Source organism: Actinoplanes sp. URMC 104 (assembly GCF_051386375.1).
Classification (GTDB): domain Bacteria; phylum Actinomycetota; class Actinomycetes; order Mycobacteriales; family Micromonosporaceae; genus Actinoplanes.
In genome coordinates this window covers 1,208,461-1,225,622 of record NZ_JBPQTO010000002.1, presented here as the reverse complement: position 1 = coordinate 1,225,622, position 17,162 = coordinate 1,208,461, and the positions used below count along the sequence as shown (strand labels likewise).

At 72.8% G+C, this 17,162-nt stretch carries 12 protein-coding genes and 1 pseudogene; 7 read left to right on the top strand and 6 right to left on the bottom strand.

The window, feature by feature from the left end; all coding sequences use genetic code 11:
* Positions 1-12 precede the first annotated feature (12 nt).
* The gene (gene mutM, locus ACSNN8_RS06650; protein WP_436647599.1) at positions 13-867 is read left to right on the top strand and encodes a bifunctional DNA-formamidopyrimidine glycosylase/DNA-(apurinic or apyrimidinic site) lyase; all 855 of its coding nucleotides are present in this window, start codon (positions 13-15) and stop codon (positions 865-867) included.
* Here the strand turns inward: mutM and ACSNN8_RS06645 are convergent.
* The 4 genes and pseudogenes from ACSNN8_RS06645 to ACSNN8_RS06630 form a co-directional block, all read right to left on the bottom strand.
* On the bottom strand, positions 821-1,390 hold the full coding sequence (locus ACSNN8_RS06645; protein ID WP_436647598.1) for a spherulation-specific family 4 protein: 570 nt from the start codon (positions 1,388-1,390) through the stop codon (positions 821-823). The two genes, mutM and ACSNN8_RS06645, sit on opposite strands and share 47 nt — an antisense overlap.
* Positions 1,387-3,162 (bottom strand): hypothetical protein, encoded by a 1,776-nt coding sequence (locus tag ACSNN8_RS06640; RefSeq protein ID WP_436647596.1) that lies wholly within the window; start codon positions 3,160-3,162, stop codon positions 1,387-1,389. Before ACSNN8_RS06640 ends, ACSNN8_RS06645 begins: the two co-directional genes overlap by 4 nt.
* Positions 3,159-4,394, bottom strand: a complete 1,236-nt coding sequence (locus ACSNN8_RS06635; protein ID WP_436649439.1) for a glycosyltransferase — start codon at positions 4,392-4,394, stop codon at positions 3,159-3,161. The genes ACSNN8_RS06640 and ACSNN8_RS06635 overlap by 4 nt, the downstream gene beginning before the upstream one ends.
* 579 nt (positions 4,395-4,973) lie before the next feature.
* Positions 4,974-5,171, bottom strand: a pseudogene (locus ACSNN8_RS06630) (DUF3492 domain-containing protein); the annotation flags it as partial.
* A 1,370-nt stretch (positions 5,172-6,541) separates the two neighbouring features.
* On the opposite strand from ACSNN8_RS06630, the gene ACSNN8_RS06625 reads away from it, so the two are divergent.
* From ACSNN8_RS06625 to ACSNN8_RS06615, 3 genes are all read left to right on the top strand, one after another.
* Positions 6,542-6,736, top strand: a complete 195-nt coding sequence (locus ACSNN8_RS06625; protein ID WP_127497323.1) for a hypothetical protein — start codon at positions 6,542-6,544, stop codon at positions 6,734-6,736.
* 252 nt (positions 6,737-6,988) lie between these two features.
* Positions 6,989-10,570 (top strand): chromosome segregation protein SMC, encoded by a 3,582-nt coding sequence (smc, locus tag ACSNN8_RS06620; RefSeq protein WP_436647594.1) that lies wholly within the window; start codon positions 6,989-6,991, stop codon positions 10,568-10,570.
* A 5-nt stretch (positions 10,571-10,575) separates the two neighbouring features.
* On the top strand, positions 10,576-11,190 hold the full coding sequence (locus ACSNN8_RS06615) for an HAD family hydrolase (protein ID WP_436647592.1): 615 nt from the start codon (positions 10,576-10,578) through the stop codon (positions 11,188-11,190).
* Positions 11,191-11,204: 14 nt separating this feature from the next.
* Here ACSNN8_RS06615 and ACSNN8_RS06610 read toward each other — a convergent pair whose 3' ends face one another.
* On the bottom strand, positions 11,205-11,729 hold the full coding sequence (locus ACSNN8_RS06610) for a DinB family protein (protein WP_436647591.1): 525 nt from the start codon (positions 11,727-11,729) through the stop codon (positions 11,205-11,207).
* Positions 11,726-13,405 (bottom strand): alkaline phosphatase D family protein, encoded by a 1,680-nt coding sequence (locus tag ACSNN8_RS06605; protein WP_436647590.1) that lies wholly within the window; start codon positions 13,403-13,405, stop codon positions 11,726-11,728. Before ACSNN8_RS06605 ends, ACSNN8_RS06610 begins: the two co-directional genes overlap by 4 nt.
* Positions 13,406-13,546: 141 nt before the next feature.
* Between ACSNN8_RS06605 and ftsY the strand changes: the two genes are divergently transcribed.
* From ftsY to ACSNN8_RS06590, 3 genes are all read left to right on the top strand, one after another.
* Positions 13,547-14,740: a signal recognition particle-docking protein FtsY gene (gene ftsY / locus ACSNN8_RS06600; protein WP_436647589.1), complete on the top strand. Its 1,194-nt coding sequence runs from the start codon at positions 13,547-13,549 to the stop codon at positions 14,738-14,740.
* A gap of 44 nt (positions 14,741-14,784) precedes the next feature.
* Positions 14,785-15,576, top strand: a complete 792-nt coding sequence (locus ACSNN8_RS06595) for a phosphotransferase (RefSeq protein WP_436647588.1) — start codon at positions 14,785-14,787, stop codon at positions 15,574-15,576.
* A gap of 233 nt (positions 15,577-15,809) precedes the next feature.
* Positions 15,810-17,135 (top strand): ammonium transporter, encoded by a 1,326-nt coding sequence (locus tag ACSNN8_RS06590; protein ID WP_436649437.1) that lies wholly within the window; start codon positions 15,810-15,812, stop codon positions 17,133-17,135.
* Positions 17,136-17,162: the final 27 nt, after the last annotated feature.

Sequence of the window (17,162 nt, the reverse complement as noted above, 5' to 3'; positions counted from 1 at the left end):
GGGGGAGAAGCAGTGCCCGAGTTGCCCGAGGTCGAGACCGTGCGGCAGGGCCTGGCCAAGTGGGTCACCGGCCGCACCATCCGGACCGTCGAGGTGCGCCACCCGCGCGCGATCCGCCGGCACCTGACCGGCGACGCGCACTTCATCGCCCTGCTCACCGGCCGCACGATCGTGGACGTGTCGCGCCGCGGCAAGTACCTGTGGTTCCCGCTGGACTCCGGCGACGCGATCATCGGCCACCTCGGCATGAGCGGCCAGCTGCTCATGCAGCCCGCCGACGCCGAGGACGAGAAGCACCTGCGCGTCCGGTTCACGTTCACCGACGGCGGACCGCAGCTGCGCTTCGTCGACCAGCGCACGTTCGGCGGCCTGTCGGTCTCCGAGGGCGGCGCCGAGCTGCCGGACGAGATCGCGCACATCGCCCGCGACCCGATGGACCCGCTCTTCGACGACGAGGCCTTCGTCGCGAGGCTGCGCGGCAAGCACACCGAGGTCAAACGCGCGCTGCTCGACCAGACGCTCATCTCCGGCGTCGGCAACATCTACGCCGACGAGGCTCTGTGGCGCGCCCAGCTGCACGGCGCACGGCTGACCGATCAACTGACCAGACCGGCCGTACGCCGTCTGCTCGCGCACGTGCGGGACGTGCTCGCCGAAGCCATCGTCGCGGGCGGGACGAGCTTCGACGAGCTGTACGTCAACGTCAACGGCGAGAGCGGCTACTTCGACCGGTCCCTCAACGCGTACGGCCGGGAGGGTCAGCCGTGCCACCGGTGCGGCACGCCGATCCGCCGCGAGCAGTTCATGAACCGCTCGTCGTTCAGCTGTCCGCGCTGCCAGCCCCGCCCGCGTACGACCCGGCGCTGACGTACGGGCTGGCGTCGGTCGCCACGCCGAACCCCGCGCCGCGCCGGCCCATCAGCCGGCGCGCGGCGGTGAGCAGCGGGGTGGGCACGCCGTGCACCAGGTGGCCGTCGCCCGGGCGGGACCCGTCGCCGTCCCAGCTCTGGTACGACGACCACGGGCCCTCGAACGTGCAGATCCGCACGCCCAGGTCCCGGTAGAGCGGGTGGGTGGGCACGCCCGGGTTGAGCACCACGCGGTGCAGGCCGCGGCGGGCTGCCAGGCGCACGGTCAGGGCGACCGGGCCCACGCCGCCCGAGCCGGCCGGCGCCCGGTCGAGGAACAGCCCCTCGGCGCCGTCCTCGCGCCAGGCGTCCACGTCCGCGAGCACGTCGGCCAGCGAACGGCTGCCCCAGTCGAGGTCGATGCGGCCCAGCGACTGGTGCAGCGAGCGCCGCTCGCCGGGCACGTCGCGCACGATCCAGGTGTCGCCGTCCAGCGGCACACCGGGCGACGGGTGGGCGTACGGGGGGAACAGGGTCTTCACGGTGTTCTCCTGGAGTCGTCGGTGGTCGCGGGCTGTGCGGTGAGGGCTACGACGATCAGGCCCGCCAGGTGCGTGGCGGCGAGCACGGCGACGGCGTCCGGCAGCGGGCCGGACGAGGGCAGCGGCAGGATCGGCAGGGCCGCGGTCACCAGCGGTGGCGCGGCGGCCAGGGTGGCGGCGATGCCCGTACGGGCGCGGGCCGCCAGCAGGTACGTGATGGCGAAGACGCCGCCGAGCAGGGTGCCGCCCGCCAGCCCGAGCACACCGGCCTGGGTGTGGGCGAGCGCCGGCAGCCCCGCGGGCAGCCGATAGGCGGTGAGCGCGAGCGTGACGCCCACGGCGAACGGCGGTACCAGACCGGTCAGCGTGATCAGCGTGACGCTGCGGACGTGCCGGCGGTAGTCGTCGCTGTTCTCCGCCGCGTCCAGCCCCGCCTCGACCTGCCCGGTGTGCCAGCCGATCAGCGCCTCGAGGATCGGCACGGCCAGCAGCAGCGGCAGCCAGAACGGCGCGGTCGAACCGGACGGCCCGGCCTGCCAGACCAGGCCCACGCAGACCGCCTGCGAGGCGCCGATGACCAGGTACGCGCTGCCGCGGCGCACCTCCGCGGAGGTGAGGCGGGGCGGCCGGCCGCGTACGCCCGGAACCACCACCGGCCGGAACGCCCGCACCAGCGGCACCACGATCGCGGCCGGCAGCAGCGTGCCGATGGGCACCGGGTACGTGTCGGCCACCAGCGCGGCGGCGCCGAGCAGCCAGCACGGCAGGCTCCACAGCACCAGCCGCGGCTCCGCGCGGGTCACGAGGGCGGCGGTGACCGTGGCCAGCGTGCCGATGCCGCCCAGCCCGACCACCAGGGCGAGCCCACGGTCGGGCCCGAGCAGCGCCGAGGGCGCCACCCACACGAGCGCGCACCACAGCCCCGCCACCGCCGCGAACCCGCAGCCCACGTGCCGCGCGGCGGCGGCCGCCCCCGCCCGGTGGGCCACCGAGACGCCCGTGCAGGTCAGGAACTGCGCCGCCGACCAGCCCAGCAGCAGCGTGACCAGCGGCACCGGCCACGCCACCCGGGTCAGCGGCTGCGCCGCGGCGGCCGCCACGCTGAGCGGGCCGAGATAGAGCGCGCACCGCACCAGCGCCGCCCAGAGGTAGGCGCGGCTCGGCTTGGCGCGGTGCGACCGGGCCGCGTACCGGAACCTCAGCTCGGTCGCTCCCGATGCTTCCGGCTGCTCCGCGACCGCCCCGGGCAGTTCCTCCGGCGCCTGCTGCGGTTCGCTCTCCGCCGGCGCCATCCGCCGGATCCGCCGCGGCCGCTCCCCGATGGTGTGCGTTGCCGCGTGCCGTTCCTCGTGGCGGGGCGTCTCCGTCGCCCCGTCCGTCTCACCGCGGTGGGTCGCCCCGTTCTCGCCGGACCGGCGCGCCGCCTCCCTCGACGGCGAACCCTCGCCCGTCCTCCTCGGCGGCGGCCACTCCTCGTTCGTGTCTCGCGTGGGCAGCCACTCGTCGTTGGTCTTTCGCGGGGGCGGCCACTCGTCGCTCGTCCTGCTCGGGGCCGGCCACTCCTCGTTCGTCGTGCTCGGAGCCGGCCACTCCTCGTCCGTCTCTCGCGGGGGCGGCCACTCCTCCTTCGTGTTTCTCCGGGGCGGCCACTCGTCGTTCGTCTCTCTCGGGGGCGGCCACTCGTCGTTCGGCGGCAGCGCGTGCCGGGGGGCGTCGTCGGCGCGCCGGCGTGAGCGCCGGGCCGTGCGCGACCGTGCGGGGGTGATCGTCATCCGTCCTGCCTTTCCCTGACCAGCCAGCGCAACGTGACCGGCGGCTCGGACCGCGGGGCCGGCACGGCGAGTGCCAGCTCGTACGAGGGCGGCGGTGGCGGCGCCGCCAGATCGGTGTAGAGCGCGCCGTAGACGCGGACGACCCGGTCGGTGGTGAAGTGGGTGAGCGCCCGCTCGCGGGCCGCCTCGCCCAGCGCCCGCCGCCGGTCCGGCGCGCGCAGCAGGTCCACCACGGCGATCGCGAGCTCGGCCGGGTCGCCGGGCTGCACCAGCACCCCCGCGTCGCCGAGCGTCTCCGCGGCCGGCCCGACGTCGACACCGACGATCGCGCGGCCGGACATCATCGCCTCGATCAACCGGTACGGCGGATCGGCCGGCCCGGGCACGTGCGCCACCACGTGCCCCGCGCTGTACCGGTCGCGGGGATCGGCGGGCAGCGGATGCAGGCGGACGGCGCGTCCCAGCCCCGTACGCTCGATCTGCTCCGCGCAGTAGTCCTCGTGCGCGGCCGTCACCCCGACCAGGTGCAGCACCACCCCCGGCACGGCCGCCGCGACCTGCTCGAACGCGGCGAGCAGCGGCACCAGCCCGCTGTCCGCACCGCCGCTGCCGGCCCAGACCACCGCCGGCGCGGGCCCCGCCTCGGCGACGTCCTCGTACTCCGACGGGTCCACCCCCGCGGGCACCTGCACCAGCTTCGCCGCGCGCGCCCCGTGCCGCAGCGCCCAGCTGTGGTGGTACGCGCTGAGCGGCGCCACCAGGTCGGCCTCGGCATATCCCGTGCGCGCGACCGACCCGCGGAACCGCCGCAGGACCGTACGCACCGCAGGCGACAACCTGTCCTCGTGCGGTTTGTGCCGGGCCACCGGCGCCCGCGCCTCCGTGACGAGCAGCGGCACCCCCTGACGCCAGCGCCCACCGAGCGCCGTCAGCAGCGGGGTCGTCCCGCCGATGCAGTGCACGAGGTCCGCCCGGGGAACGTCGACGGCCAGCGCCCCCAGCGCGTGCCGGAGCAGCGTGGCCGCGGTCCGCGCATCGCGCACGCTCAGCCGGGGCAGCGGCAGTTCCCCATCCCGTACGTGTCCCGTCCGCCACGCGTCCAGCAGGGCATCGCTCAGCGGCAGCTTGGCCAGCGCGCCCGGGTCCACCGCGAGCCGCCGGAGCCCGTCCGCGAAGACCTCCTCCGCGTCCTCCCGCTCGCCGATCAGCCCGCCGCAGAGCAGAGCCGCCACGGCCTTGCTGCGCTCGCGCTCCTCCTTGTCCCGGCCCCAGCCCCAGCCCTTCCGCTTTTCCTTCTCCCGCCCCGCCTCGCCGCTCTTCTCCCCGCCGGGTTCTCCGGTCCGGCCTCTTTCCCCGGCCTCGCCCTTTCCCCTGCCGGCTTCTCCAGCCGCACCTCTGGCCCAGCCGGGCTCCCGGGCCTCATCCCTTGCCCAGCCAAGCTCTCCAGCCGCCCCTCTCACCCAGCCGGGCTCTCCAGCCTCTTCCCTGGCCCAGCCGAGCTCTCCAGCCTCATCCCTTGCCCCGCCGGGCTCTCCAGCCTCACCTCTCCACCCGCCGCTTTCTCGGGCATCACCTCTCCACCCGCCGCTTTCTCGGGCATCACCTCTCCACCCGCCGGGTCCTCCGGCCTCGCCCCTTTCCCTGCCGAGCTCGTCGGCCTCGCTCGAGTCGTCGAGCCGCAAGTCGTGCTCGCTCTCGTACTCGGGGTGCCAGCTGCCCCGCGGTCCCCTGTGCCAGATTCCGGGCTGGTCGTGCCGGCTTTCGTACCGGCTCTCCCGCCGCCCCGGACCCAGCCCGATGGCGACGGCACGAGCCGAGACCACGTTGAGCGGGAGGGGATAGGCGGGTGCGGACGGCGGTTCCCGATCCGTGACGGTGAGCAGCTCGAAGCGAAACCGCCGCAACCCTTCGACGAGGGTGCGGCACCATCCGCTGAGGGCATCCCGCCGGTACGGGTACCCGCCGCCGGTGAGCAAACAAATGCGCTCGCGCGACGGGGTCGGATTCACGCTGGGGGCAACGACAGACCCCCACCCGCCCGCAAACCCGTGTCGGGTAGGCGACACAATTACGCACCTTTAACCCGATTTGCCACCCGGTATGTCCGAAACGCACTTTTCCGAACACGAAGCAATGTTCTTCTTTCACCCACCCCGCGGCCCGCCCAACCCTCCATCCCGCTCACCAAGGCCACCCGCCCCGCCCCGCGCCGCCTCACCAGTTCGCCCCGCCGCATCGCCCACACGGTCAGTCGCCGACGCCCTCAGCCGTGCGTCCCGTAAGTCGGCCACACGCCTCAGCCGCTGACGCCCTCAGCCGTGCGTCCCGTAGCCGGCCACACGCCTCAGTCGCCCGCGCCTCTCAGCCGCGAGCCGTAAGTCGGCCACATACCTCAGTCGCCCGCGCTCCGCAGCCGCTCACGCGCCTCTCAGCCGCTCAAGCCCGTCAGTCGGCCACCCTCCTTGGCTGCCCACCCCGGTCCGCCGCCCATGCCCGCCAGTCCGGCCACTCCGACTCAACCGCGCGTGCCTGTCAGAAGGTCGCACCCGTCAGCCACTCATGCCTGTCAGGAGCGGGCACCTGTAAGCCGCTCACGCTTCTGAGGAGCTGGCACACGTCAGCGGCTCACGCTTGTCAGGAACTGGCACCCCGCCAACCGCTCACGAGGAGGCGCTGCCCGTCGCGGCTCCGGCATCGCCTGCCCCCGCCGGCGGTGCCTTGCAGTCGATCGGGCGCGCTCTCCAATGGGCTGTCGCCGGTCCGGAGCGAACAATGTGGCCGGTGCTGGCAGTAGTGCAGCCGTTGCCGGGGATGCGTTGTGCGCCATGTGACAACCAGAGGTGCGACCGCGATCCCTGTGGGCTGCGGCGACAGCGGTGCGGCGGTCAAGCCGAGCGGCGAAAACCGTCGGTTGGCGACCGAAGATGTGTGCCGGGTTGCGATCGAGTGAAACCGTCCGTCGGAAGGCGCGGCCGGCAGCTGGACGATCGAGCGGGCGGGCGTGCCAAAATCCGACGTTGCCTACGGGGCGGCGTGAGGGGATGCTGAGGGCCCGGAGCTGCTGTCGAGCGGCCGTTTATCCTGATGACGGCCACTGGGGTGGCATGATTCACTGCTTCCCCGGCGCGCGACGCCTCCGCAGCGCTTGACGGAATTTGGGTATCGGCGGACTATAGAGATGTCGCCAGTCGCGCCCACTCGTGCCCGGTTCGTGTTGGACATGAGCGATCTGCACCCTGAGAAACCAATCCTAGGGTGCATGATTCTGTGCTCAAGCGTGCCCTTGAGCGCAGTTCTGCGGTGCATGCTGGGCGCGCGTTGGTCGGCCTCTCCGGCAACGCTATCCACAAGAAGAAGCAGTGCTTCTCAAGGAGTCACCATGGCGAAGGCCCTCTTTGGCCACGTAGGTGCGGCGCCCGACCGGCGCCTGCTCGACGAGGTCACCCGTCTGCGTTCCAGGGTGCAGGCCCTGGAGTTCGAGGTCACCCGTCTCCGGGCGGAAAACGATCGTCTCGCGGCTGCCGCAGCCGAGGCAGACGACTTCGCGCGCCTGACCGAGCCCGCGCTGACCTGAGCTCCGCCGGCCGCCGCTCCCGTGTGACCCACGGCCCTGGCGGCCACAGCTTTCCCCTCGCACCAAAGACGCACCCCCGGAAATCGCGCGCCTCCACCCCGTGGCGGCGCGCATCTTTTTGCCCTCGCGCCCACGGTGGCGTACTGGGGTTTTTGTCCGGTTTCTGGGTAACGCGGAGCGGCGGGTACGGCTGCCGGCTCGCTGCGGGGGTAATCTGCGCCGAAGCAGAAATCGACTGACCCTCGGAGATCCGTGCACCTCAAGAGCCTGACGGTCAAGGGCTTCAAGTCCTTCGCCTCCGCTACGACGCTGCGGCTGGAGCCGGGTATCACCTGTGTGGTGGGCCCGAACGGCTCCGGCAAGTCGAACGTCGTCGACGCCATCGCCTGGGTCCTCGGGGAGCAGGGCGCCAAGGCGCTGCGCGGCGGCAAGATGGAGGACGTCATCTTCGCCGGCACGTCCGGCCGGGCGCCGCTGGGCCGCGCCGAGGTGACGCTCACGATCGACAACAACGACGGGGCCCTGCCGATCGAGTACACCGAGGTGTCGATCACCCGGCGCATGTTCCGGGACGGCGCCAGCGAGTACGAGATCAACGGCAACGCGTGCCGGCTGCTCGACATCCAGGAGCTGCTGAGCGACTCCGGCATCGGCCGCGAGATGCACATCATCGTGGGCCAGGGGCGGCTCGACGCGATGCTGCACGCCAAGCCCGAGGACCGCCGCGCGTTCATCGAGGAGGCCGCGGGCGTCCTCAAGCACCGCAAGCGCAAGGAAAAGGCGATCCGCAAGCTGGACGCCATGCAGGTGAACCTCAACCGGCTCACCGACCTCACCGCGGAGCTGCGCCGCCAGCTCAAGCCGCTCGGCAAGCAGGCCGAGGTGGCGCGGCGCGCGGCCGGCATCCAGGCCGACCTGCGCGACGCCCGGCTGCGGCTGCTCGCGGACGACCTGCACACGCTGCGTACCACGCTGGACAAGGAGATCGCCGACGAGTCGGCGATGCGCGAGCGGCGCGGCCACGTGGAGGAGGAGAACCGCGAGGTGCAGCGCCACCTCGCCGACCTGGAGTTCGCGCACGCCGAGGACGCGCCGCTGCTGCAGGCCGCGCAGGACACCTGGTACAAGCTGTCCGCGCTGCAGGAGCGGTTCCGCTCGACCGAGCAGCTCGCCACCGAGCGGCTGCGCCACCTGGCCGCCGCGCCCGACGAGGAGCGGCCGGGCCGCGACCCCGACCAGCTCGTGGCCGAGTCGGAGCGGGTGCGCGAGCAGGAGGAGGAGCTGCGCGAGGCGCTCACCGACGACCAGATGCGGCTGGCCGAGGCGATCGAGCACCGCCAGGACCTCGAGCGCCAGCTCGCGGCCGCGGAGGGCGCCCTGCGTACGGCCGCGAAGGTGATCGCCGACCGCCGGGAGGGTCTCGCCAAGCTCACGGGCAACGTGAACGCGGCCCGCGCGCGCACCGAGGGCGCCACTGACGAGATCGAACGCCTCGCCGCCGCGCACACCGACGCGATGATGCGCGCGGAGGCGGCGCAGGCCGAGGTGGACGCGGTGGCCGCCGAGTCGTCCGAGGCCGACCGCGACAACGTGGAGCTCGACGAGCGGCACGCCGAGGCGGTCGCCGAGCACGACCGGGCGGCCGCGGTCGTCAAGGAGCTCTCCGACGCCGAGCGGGCCGCCGAGAAGGACGCGGCGAGCTGGAAGGCGCGCGAGGAGGCGCTCGCGCTCGGCCTCAAGCGCAAGGACGGCGCCGGCGCGCTGCTCGCCAAGGCCGGCGAGGTGCCGGGGCTGCTCGGCAGCCTGGCGTCGATCCTCACCGTCCGGCCCGGGCACGAGGCCGCGCTGGCCGCCGCGCTGGGCTCGCTGGCCGACGCGGTCGCGATCTCCGGAGTGGACGAGGCCGTCGAGGCCATGCGCACGCTCAAGATCGCCGACGCGGGGCGTGCCGCGCTGGTCGTCGCGTCGCCGGCCGGGCCCGGCATGCAGGGCTCGCTGGACGCGCTGCGCCCGAGCCTGCCCGAGGGCGCGGTGTGGGCGCCCGACGTGATCGGCTGCCCCGACACCGTGCGGCCCGCGCTCAACCGCGCGCTGCGCGACGTCGTCCTGGTGCCCGATCACGCGGCCGCCGTCGCGCTCGTCGCGTCCAACGCCGAGCTGCGCGCGGTCACCCCGGACGGCGACGTGCTGGGGGCGTACGCGGCCGCCGGCGGCTCCGGCAAGGCGACCAGCTATCTCGAGGTGCAGGCCGCGGTCGACGAGGCGAAGGCCCGCCGCATCGCCGCCGAGGAGTCGATCGGCGAGCTCAAGGACCAGCTGGCCCGGGCGCGCGCCGAGGTGGCCAAGCACAAGGAGGCCGTCACCGTCACGGCCGCCGCCAAGCGCGCCGCCGAGGGCGAGCGCAACGCGGCCGCCCGCCGGCTCGCCGAGCTGGGCGCCGCCGCCCGATCCGCCAAGGCCGAGACCGAGCGCCTCGGGGCCGCGCGGCAGAAGGCGGAGTCCGCGCGCGAGGCCGACCTGATGCGTGTCGCCGAGCTCGAGGAGCGGCTGCGGCTGGCCGAGGCCACCCCGATCGACGAGGAGCCCTCCACCGACGAGCGGGACCGGCTGGCCGCGCTGGTGCCCCAGGCCCGGCAGAACGAGATGGAGGTGCGGCTGGCGGTCCGTACGGCCGAGGAGCGCGTCGCTTCGATCGCGGGCCGCGCCGATTCGCTGCTGCGCCAGGCGAACGCCGAGCGGCAGGCCCGCGAGCGCGCCGCCGCCCGCCGCGCCGCCCGGGCCCGCGGTGCGGAGATCGCGAAGGCGGTCGCGCTGGGTGCGGCTGCGGCGCTTGCCCGCGTACGGGTGTCCCTGCAAGCGGCCATCGAGGTGCGCGACGAGCTGGCGCAGGCGCGCACGCTGCGCGAGGCAGAGCTCCAGGAGGTGCGGGCGGGGGCGAAGCGGCTGGTCGCCGAGCTCGAGCGGCTCACCAGCGAGGTGCACCGCGACGAGGTGGCCCGCGCCGAGCAGCGGCTGCGCATCGAGCAGCTCGAGGCCAAGGCGGCCGAGGACTTCTCGCTCGACGTGGACACGCTGATCACCGAGTACGGGCCGGAGCAGCCCGTGCCGCCCACGCAGGCGGAGGTGGCGCAGGCCGAGAAGGACGGCAAGCCCGTACCGGAGCCGGTGCCTTTCCATCGGCCCACGCAGGAGAAGCGGGCCAACAAGGCCGAACGCGACCTGGCCCTGCTCGGCAAGGTCAACCCGCTGGCGCTGGAGGAGTTCGCGGCGCTCGAGGAGCGGTTCAAGTTCCTCAGCGACCAGCTCGAGGACCTCAAGGCCACCCGCAAGGACCTGCTCACCGTGGTCAAGGACGTGGACGACCGGATCCTCGAGGTGTTCACCACCGCGTTCGAGGACACGGCCCGCGAGTTCCAGACCGTGTTCCAGGTGCTGTTCCCGGGCGGTGAGGGCCGGCTGGTGCTGACCGACCCCGAGGACATGCTGACCACCGGCGTCGAGGTCGAGGCGCGTCCGCCGGGCAAGAAGATCAAGCGGCTGTCGCTGCTGTCCGGCGGCGAGCGGTCGCTGACCGCGGTGGCGATGCTCTGTGCCATCTTCCGCGCCCGCCCCTCGCCCTTCTACATCATGGACGAGGTGGAGGCGGCCCTCGACGACGTCAACCTGGGCCGGTTGATTACGCTCTTCGAACAGTTGCGGGAGAAGAGCCAGCTGCTGATCATCACGCACCAGAAGCGCACCATGGAGGTCGCGGACGCGCTGTACGGCGTCACGATGCGCGCCGGTGTGACCCAGGTGATCAGCCAGCGATTGAAGCACGAATCGGAGGACTGAGCCCCATGCCGCGCGAGCGCGCCCAGGCCCTGCTCATCGACCTGGACGGCGTGCTGCGCCGCTGGGACCCGGCCCCGATGATCGCCGCCGAGGTGGACAACGGGCTTCCCCCGGCGGCCCTGCTGGAGACGGCGATGTCGTGGGACATCTACCGCCCCGCGATGGCCGGCGAGATCACCGACGCCGAGTGGATGGAGCTGGTCGCGTCGCGGCTGCCGCTCGACATCGACGCGGCGCGGGCCGCCGTCGCGCAGTGGCAGGCGTACCGCGGCGAACCCGACCCCGACGTGCTGGCGTTCGTCCGCGAGGTGCGCGCCGCGGGGCGCAAGGTCGGCCTCGCCACCAACGCCACCGACCGCCTGCGCGGTGACCTCGACGCGCTCGGCCTGGCGGACGAGGTCGACGTGGTGATCAGCTCGTGGGAGCTCAAGGTGCACAAGCCGGCCCCCGAGTTCTTCGAGAAGGCCTGCCTCGCGATCGGCTACGAGCCCAAGCGGCTGCTGTTCATCGACGACGACGACCGGGCCGTACGCGGGGCGCGCGTGGCCGGCCTGTCGGCGTACCGCTGGACCGGCACGCAGCACCTGGACTATCTGCGCAAGGCGCTCGACCTCGCCTGATCGCCGCGGCCGGCTCAGTCGCCGGTGACGCCGTCGACGCGTTCGCGCAGCAGGTCGGCGTGGCCGTTGTGGCGGGCGTACTCCTCGATCATGTGCAGGTAGACCCAGCGCAGGCTGCGCGAGCCGTGGCCGCCCTTCATCGGGAACTCCTGGTCGAGGTCGAACCCGGCCACGGCGCGGTCGGCGGCCGCGCACTCCTCGGCGTAGACGGCGAATGCCTCCTCCGCGTCGGCCGTTGCCACGTCCTCGAGGTCGGCGTCGGGGCGATCCGCGGTGACGTACAGCGGGGTGGCCGAGGGGTCGCCGGCGACGCGCTCGCGGAACCAGACGCGCTCGACGTAGCTCAGGTGGCGGACCAGGCCGAGCAGCGTGAGGTTCGACGGCGGCACCGATGCCTGCTTGAGCTGGCCGGCGGTGAGGCCGGCGCACTTGGCGAGCAGGGTGCCCCGGTGCCAGTCGAGCCAGCCCTGGAGCATGGCGCGCTCCGGGCCGGTGTGGGGCTCGCCCGTGCGGGAGGGCTTGGGTGCTGTCCATGTCATGAAGAACTCTCCGGGTACGAGACTGCGGCCACCTCGAACAGGTTGCCGTCCTTGCTGGTGCCGTCGACGCGGACGGTCGCGCGCGGGCCGTCGAGCTTCAGCGTGCTGATCGCGTTGCCGAAGTACGGGCCGGCCAGCCGCTTCCACGACCACGCGGGGCGGCGGACACCGGCCGAGCGGGCCAGGGCCCGGACGCCGTGGGCCGCCGCGCGCGACCAGCTGAACCGCATGAACGGGCGCAGCACGGCGGGCACCTGGTTGTGCACGGGCGAGCACGTGAGCTGCATGACCGGGGTGGCCATCCGCGTGCCGAAGTGAGCCTCGGCGACGTACGAGTGGTGCACGTCGCCGCTGAGCACGCTGATCGTGCAGGGCGCCGCGTACGCCCCGCCGGCGCCCACGCGGTGGCCGGGCGCGCCGGTGCCGCCCTCGCCCAGCCGGCGGAACAGCTCGCCCAGCGCGTCGAACGAGCGGCCGAACGCCGCCCAGTGCTCGAGGTCGACCGCGCGGCGCAGCTTCTCGGCGGCGCCGGCCACGAACGGGCGCCGGGACGCCGCGACGCGCTCGTTCCACGCCTCGAGGTAGTGGATCGCGGGCGGCATGAGCCACGGCAGCGACGAGCCGACGACCAGGTGGTCGTACTCGCCGTGGGCCTGGTCGACGAACCAGTTCCACTCGTCGGCGGGCAGCATCTCGCGGCGCTCGGGGGTGAGCACCCGGCTGCAGCGGTTGTCGAGCATCACCAGCCGGGTGCGGCCCACGTCGACGGCGTAGCTCCACCGGTAGGGGATCTCGCCGCTGTCGACCGTGCGGCCGAACTCGTGGAGCAGGTCGGTGGCGTCGTCGGTCGCGGTGACCTTCTGGAAGAGCGGGTCGGCGGCCAGCTCGTCGGGGCTGAGGTTGCCCAGGTGCTGATAGACCCAGTACGACGCGAGCCCGCCGGTGATCCGCTCGATCCACCAGGGCTGCTCGAGCATCTCGCGGTGCCACGACTGGGAGGTGTTCCAGTCGTCGATCAGCTCGTGGTCGTCGAAGATCATGACGGTCGGCACGGTCGCGAACAGCCAGCGCACCTCGGGGTCGCGCCACGACTCCAGGTAGAGCTTGGTGTACTCGTCGAACGTGACGACCTGGTCGGAGGGGGCGTCGTGCCCGGCGGGGCGGCGCCGGCGCAGGAAGCGGCGCACCTTGGCCGAGGTCTTGTCGGCGTAGACCTGGTCGCCGAGCAGGACGATCAGGTCGGGGCGCAGCTCGGGGTTCTGCGGGTCGGCCATCATCCGCCGGGCGTACGCGTCGAGGGCGTCGGGCGGCAGCTTGCGCCCGGTGGCGTGCGGCGTGGCCTCCCGGCACGAGCCGAAGATCATGCGTACGGGGGCGGCGGCGTCGTCGGCGGGCCGGGTGCGGATGACCGGGGGTGGGTACGGCGACTCCGGCGATGGCCACACCTGCCGGTCGTCGAGGTGGACCTCGTAGGCGCTGGCCGCGTCGGGGCGCAGACCCTCGACCACGACGAGCGCGTAGTGGTGCCCGTACGCGCTGAAGGTGGGCGCGGAGCCCGAGCCGCCGCCCTCGGCCTCGACGCGCACGAGGGCCGGCTCGGTCGTCTCGACCCAGACGGTGGCCCGGTCGCCGGTCACGCGGCGTAGCAGCGGGCCTATCAGCAGGTGAGCGGTCACCGGGCGGCCGCCGGGGTGTGACGCACGGGAGAGCCTCCACGCGGGGTTCGAGGGGGTCCCCATCCTCCTTCACGTGTGCCACAAGTCGCCAGTGAGGCTCCGACGCCACGGCCCGGCGGCACATCTGTCAGGATTTCGGCTATGGAATACGTGGTCGCCGCAGTGATCCTGCTCGTCGTCCTGCTGGCCGGCGCCGTCGGCCTGGTGGTGCCCCGCATGCGCCGCCGGGACCTGCCGCCTCCGCCCGCGGCCGGAGGCACGACAACGCTGGAGAGGCCGCCCGCCGCGGGGCCGACGGTCGACACGCCACCGCTGGTCGTGCCGCCCACGACGGACGAGGAGCTGCCTCCCCTCATCGAGGCGCCGGTCGTCGAGGAGCCGGCCGCGCCCACTTTCGAGAAGCCGGAGCCCACGGCCGGCCGGCTGGTCCGGCTGCGCGCCCGCCTCTCGCGCTCGCAGAACATCTTCGGCCGCGGCCTGCTCAGCGTGCTCTCCCGCGACCACCTCGACGAGGACGCGTGGGAGGAGATCGAGGACAGCCTGATCGGCGCCGACGTCGGCGTCGAGGCCACCCAGGTGATCGTCGAGCGGCTGCGCGAGCGGGTCCGCGTGCTCGGCTCCCGCACCGTCGGCGAGGTCCGTGAGCAGCTCGCCGAGGAGCTGGTCGCCGCGCTCGAGCCGGGCCTCGACCGGACGCTCAAGACCCTGCCGCACGACGGCCGTCCCGCGGTGATGCTGGTCGTCGGCGTGAACGGCGCCGGCAAGACCACCACCTGCGGCAAGATCGGCCGGGTGCTGATCGCGGACGGCCGGTCGGTGCTGTTCGGCGCGGCCGACACTTTCCGCGCGGCCGCCGCCGACCAGATCGCCACCTGGGGCGAGCGCGTGGGCGCCGAGACCGTCCGCGGCCCCGAGGGCGGCGACCCGGCCAGCGTGGCGTTCGACGCCGTCAAGCGCGGCATCGAGGTCGGCGTGGACACCGTGGTGATCGACACGGCCGGCCGCCTGCAGAACAAGGTCGGGCTCATGGACGAGCTGGGCAAGGTCAAGCGGGTCGTCGAGAAGCACGGCCCGGTCGACGAGACGCTGCTCGTGCTCGACGCCACCACCGGGCAGAACGGCCTCGAGCAGGCCCGGGTGTTCACCGAAGTGGTGGACGTGACCGGTGTGGTGCTCACCAAGCTCGACGGCACCGCGAAGGGCGGCATCGTCATCGCCGTGCAGCGCAAGCTGGGCATTCCGGTCAAGCTGGTGGGGCTGGGCGAGGGCGCGGACGACCTGGCGCCGTTCGAGCCGGCCGCGTTCGTCGACGCCCTGCTTGGCAGCGCCGCGTAGGCTTCAGCTCAGGGCTCGGGCGCGATCGTGACGGGGAGGTGCTGGTGACGCAGGAGCGGGAGATTCCGCTGCACGGCGGCAACGTCAGCACCGTCTCGAAGGTCGGCGACACCGTCCGGCGCAATGCCGGACCGTGGACGCCGGCCGTGCACGCCCTGCTCAACCACCTCGAACGGGTGGGCTTCACCGGCTCGCCGCACGCGCTGGGCATGGACGACAAGGGCCGCGAGGTGCTGTCGTACCTCGACGGCGAGTGCGGCGAATACCCGCTGGCGCCGCACTGGGTGACCGAGGAGGCGCTGGTCACCGTCGCCACGATGCTGCGGATGTTCCACGACGCGCAGTACGGCTTCGTCCCGCCGCCGGGCGCGGTGTGGCGCTCGTTCGGCCCGCCGCCGCCGGACACCGAGGTGATCTGCCACCACGACGCCGCGCCGCACAACGTGGTCTGGCGGCCCGACGGCACGCTCGCGCTGATCGACTTCGACCTGGCCTCGCCGGGCGCGCGCATCTACGACGTGGCGTACGCCGCCTGGACCTGGGTGCCGCTGTTCAGCGACCGGGACTCGTACACCCTGGGGTGGAAAAGGCCGAACCGCCCGCGCCGCCTGCGGCTGTTCGCCGACGCCTACGGCCTGATCCCGCGCGACCGGCACCGGCTGGTGCGCACGATCCGCAAGCGGATCGTCGACCACGTCGAGGGCATCCGGCGCATGGCCGCGGCCGGCGACCCCGCGTTCGTTCGCATTGTTCACAAGGGGCACCTGCGGCGCCCGATGCGCGATCTGCGCCTGCTCGACTACGAGCGCCACACGCTGGAGTACGCCCTCCGCTGAGCGGCAGCGGTGAGAGTTTCTTCACACGTACGAAACAGTCCGTCACGCGCCGGAAATCGAGCGTAGACCGTGCGTGAAACCTCGGAACGGAAGTCTCTCGTCACGAAACCGGCCGACCGGCGACGCCGCCCATGGCTGTGTGTGAGACACCAACATTTCCGAGAGGAGGCAGCGTGGAGATCGACACCGGCAATACCGCCTGGTTGCTCCTGTCGTCTGCGCTCGTTTTGCTCATGACTCCGGGTCTGGCGCTGTTCTACGGTGGCCTCAACCGGTCCAAGGGCGTCCTGAACATGATGATGATGAGCTTCTCGTGCATCGGGCTCATCAGCGTTCTCTGGGTCATCTACGGCTTCACCCTGGCGTTCGGCGTGAACGGCAGCTCCGGCCTCAACAACATCATCGGCAACTTCTCGTACTTCGGCACCGGCACCGACAAGATCACCGAAGAGTGGCTGTTCTTCGGCGCCAACACCGGCATCCCGACGTACGCCTTCATGGCCTTCCAGATGATGTTCGCCATCATCACGGTCGCCCTGATCAGCGGCGCCGTCTCGGACCGCTTCAAGTTCGGCGGCTGGGTCCTGTTCGCGCTCGGCTGGTTCACGATCGTCTACATCCCGGTCGCGCACTGGGTGTGGGGCGGCGGCTTCATCGGCGCCAAGATCCGCGCGCTCGACTTCGCCGGTGGCACGGCGGTGCACATCAACGCCGGCGCCGCGGCGCTCGCCCTCGCGCTGATCCTGGGCAAGCGGATCGGCTGGCCGCGCGAGAACATGCGGCCGCACAACGTGCCGTTCGTCGCCCTCGGCGCCGGTCTGCTGTGGTTCGGCTGGTTCGGCTTCAACGCCGGCTCCGAGCTGACCGTCGACGGCACCACCGTCTTCGCCTTCATCAACACCCAGGTCGCCACGGCCGCCGCCCTGCTCGGCTGGATCGTCGTGGAGTGGCTGCGCGACGGCAAGCCGACCATGGTCGGCGCCTCCTCCGGCGCGGTCGCCGGCCTGGTCGCGATCACCCCCGCCTGTGGTTTCGTCGCGCCGTTCGCCGCGATCATCATCGGCCTCGTGGCCGGTGCGGTCTGCGCCCTGGCCGTGGGCCTGAAGTACCGCTTCGGCTACGACGACTCGCTCGACGTGGTCGGCGTCCACTTCGTCGGCGGCTGGATCGGCTCGCTGTCGATCGGCCTGTTCGCCACGGCGCAGGTCAACGCCGGCATCACCGACTCCGCGATCCTCAACGCCAGCGAGGGCCTGTTCTACGGCGGCGGCGTCACCCAGCTCGGCCGCCAGTTCCTCGGCAGCCTCGTGGTGACGGTCTACTCGTTCGTCATCGCGGCCGTCCTGGCGCTGTTCCTCAAGGCCGTCAAGCTCGGCCGGGTCAGCGACGAGGCCGAGATCGGCGGCATCGACATCGCCGACCACGGTGAGACCGGCTACGACCTCACCCCGGCGAGCGGCTCGGGCAGCGGCGGCGCGTTCGCCATGGCCGGCCTCAAGCCCGGCGCCGCGGTGGATGCCGACGGCAAGGCCGACGTCAGCCAGAAGGTCGCTGGTTAGATTCTCCTATGACTGCACCCAGGGAAG

Bases quoted from the DNA above. Each gene is read 5' to 3' on its own strand.
- ACSNN8_RS06640 (WP_436647596.1), bottom strand. From the start codon at position 3,162: ATGACGATCACCCCCGCACGGTCGCGCACGGCCCGGCGCTCACGCCGG.
- ACSNN8_RS06625 (WP_127497323.1), top strand. From the start codon at position 6,542: ATGGCGAAGGCCCTCTTTGGCCACGTAGGTGCGGCGCCCGACCGGCGC.
- ACSNN8_RS06615 (WP_436647592.1), top strand. From the start codon at position 10,576: ATGCCGCGCGAGCGCGCCCAGGCCCTGCTCATCGACCTGGACGGCGTG.
- ACSNN8_RS06610 (WP_436647591.1), bottom strand. From the start codon at position 11,729: ATGACATGGACAGCACCCAAGCCCTCCCGCACGGGCGAGCCCCACACC.
- ftsY (WP_436647589.1), top strand. From the start codon at position 13,547: ATGGAATACGTGGTCGCCGCAGTGATCCTGCTCGTCGTCCTGCTGGCC.
- ACSNN8_RS06590 (WP_436649437.1), top strand. From the start codon at position 15,810: ATGACTCCGGGTCTGGCGCTGTTCTACGGTGGCCTCAACCGGTCCAAG.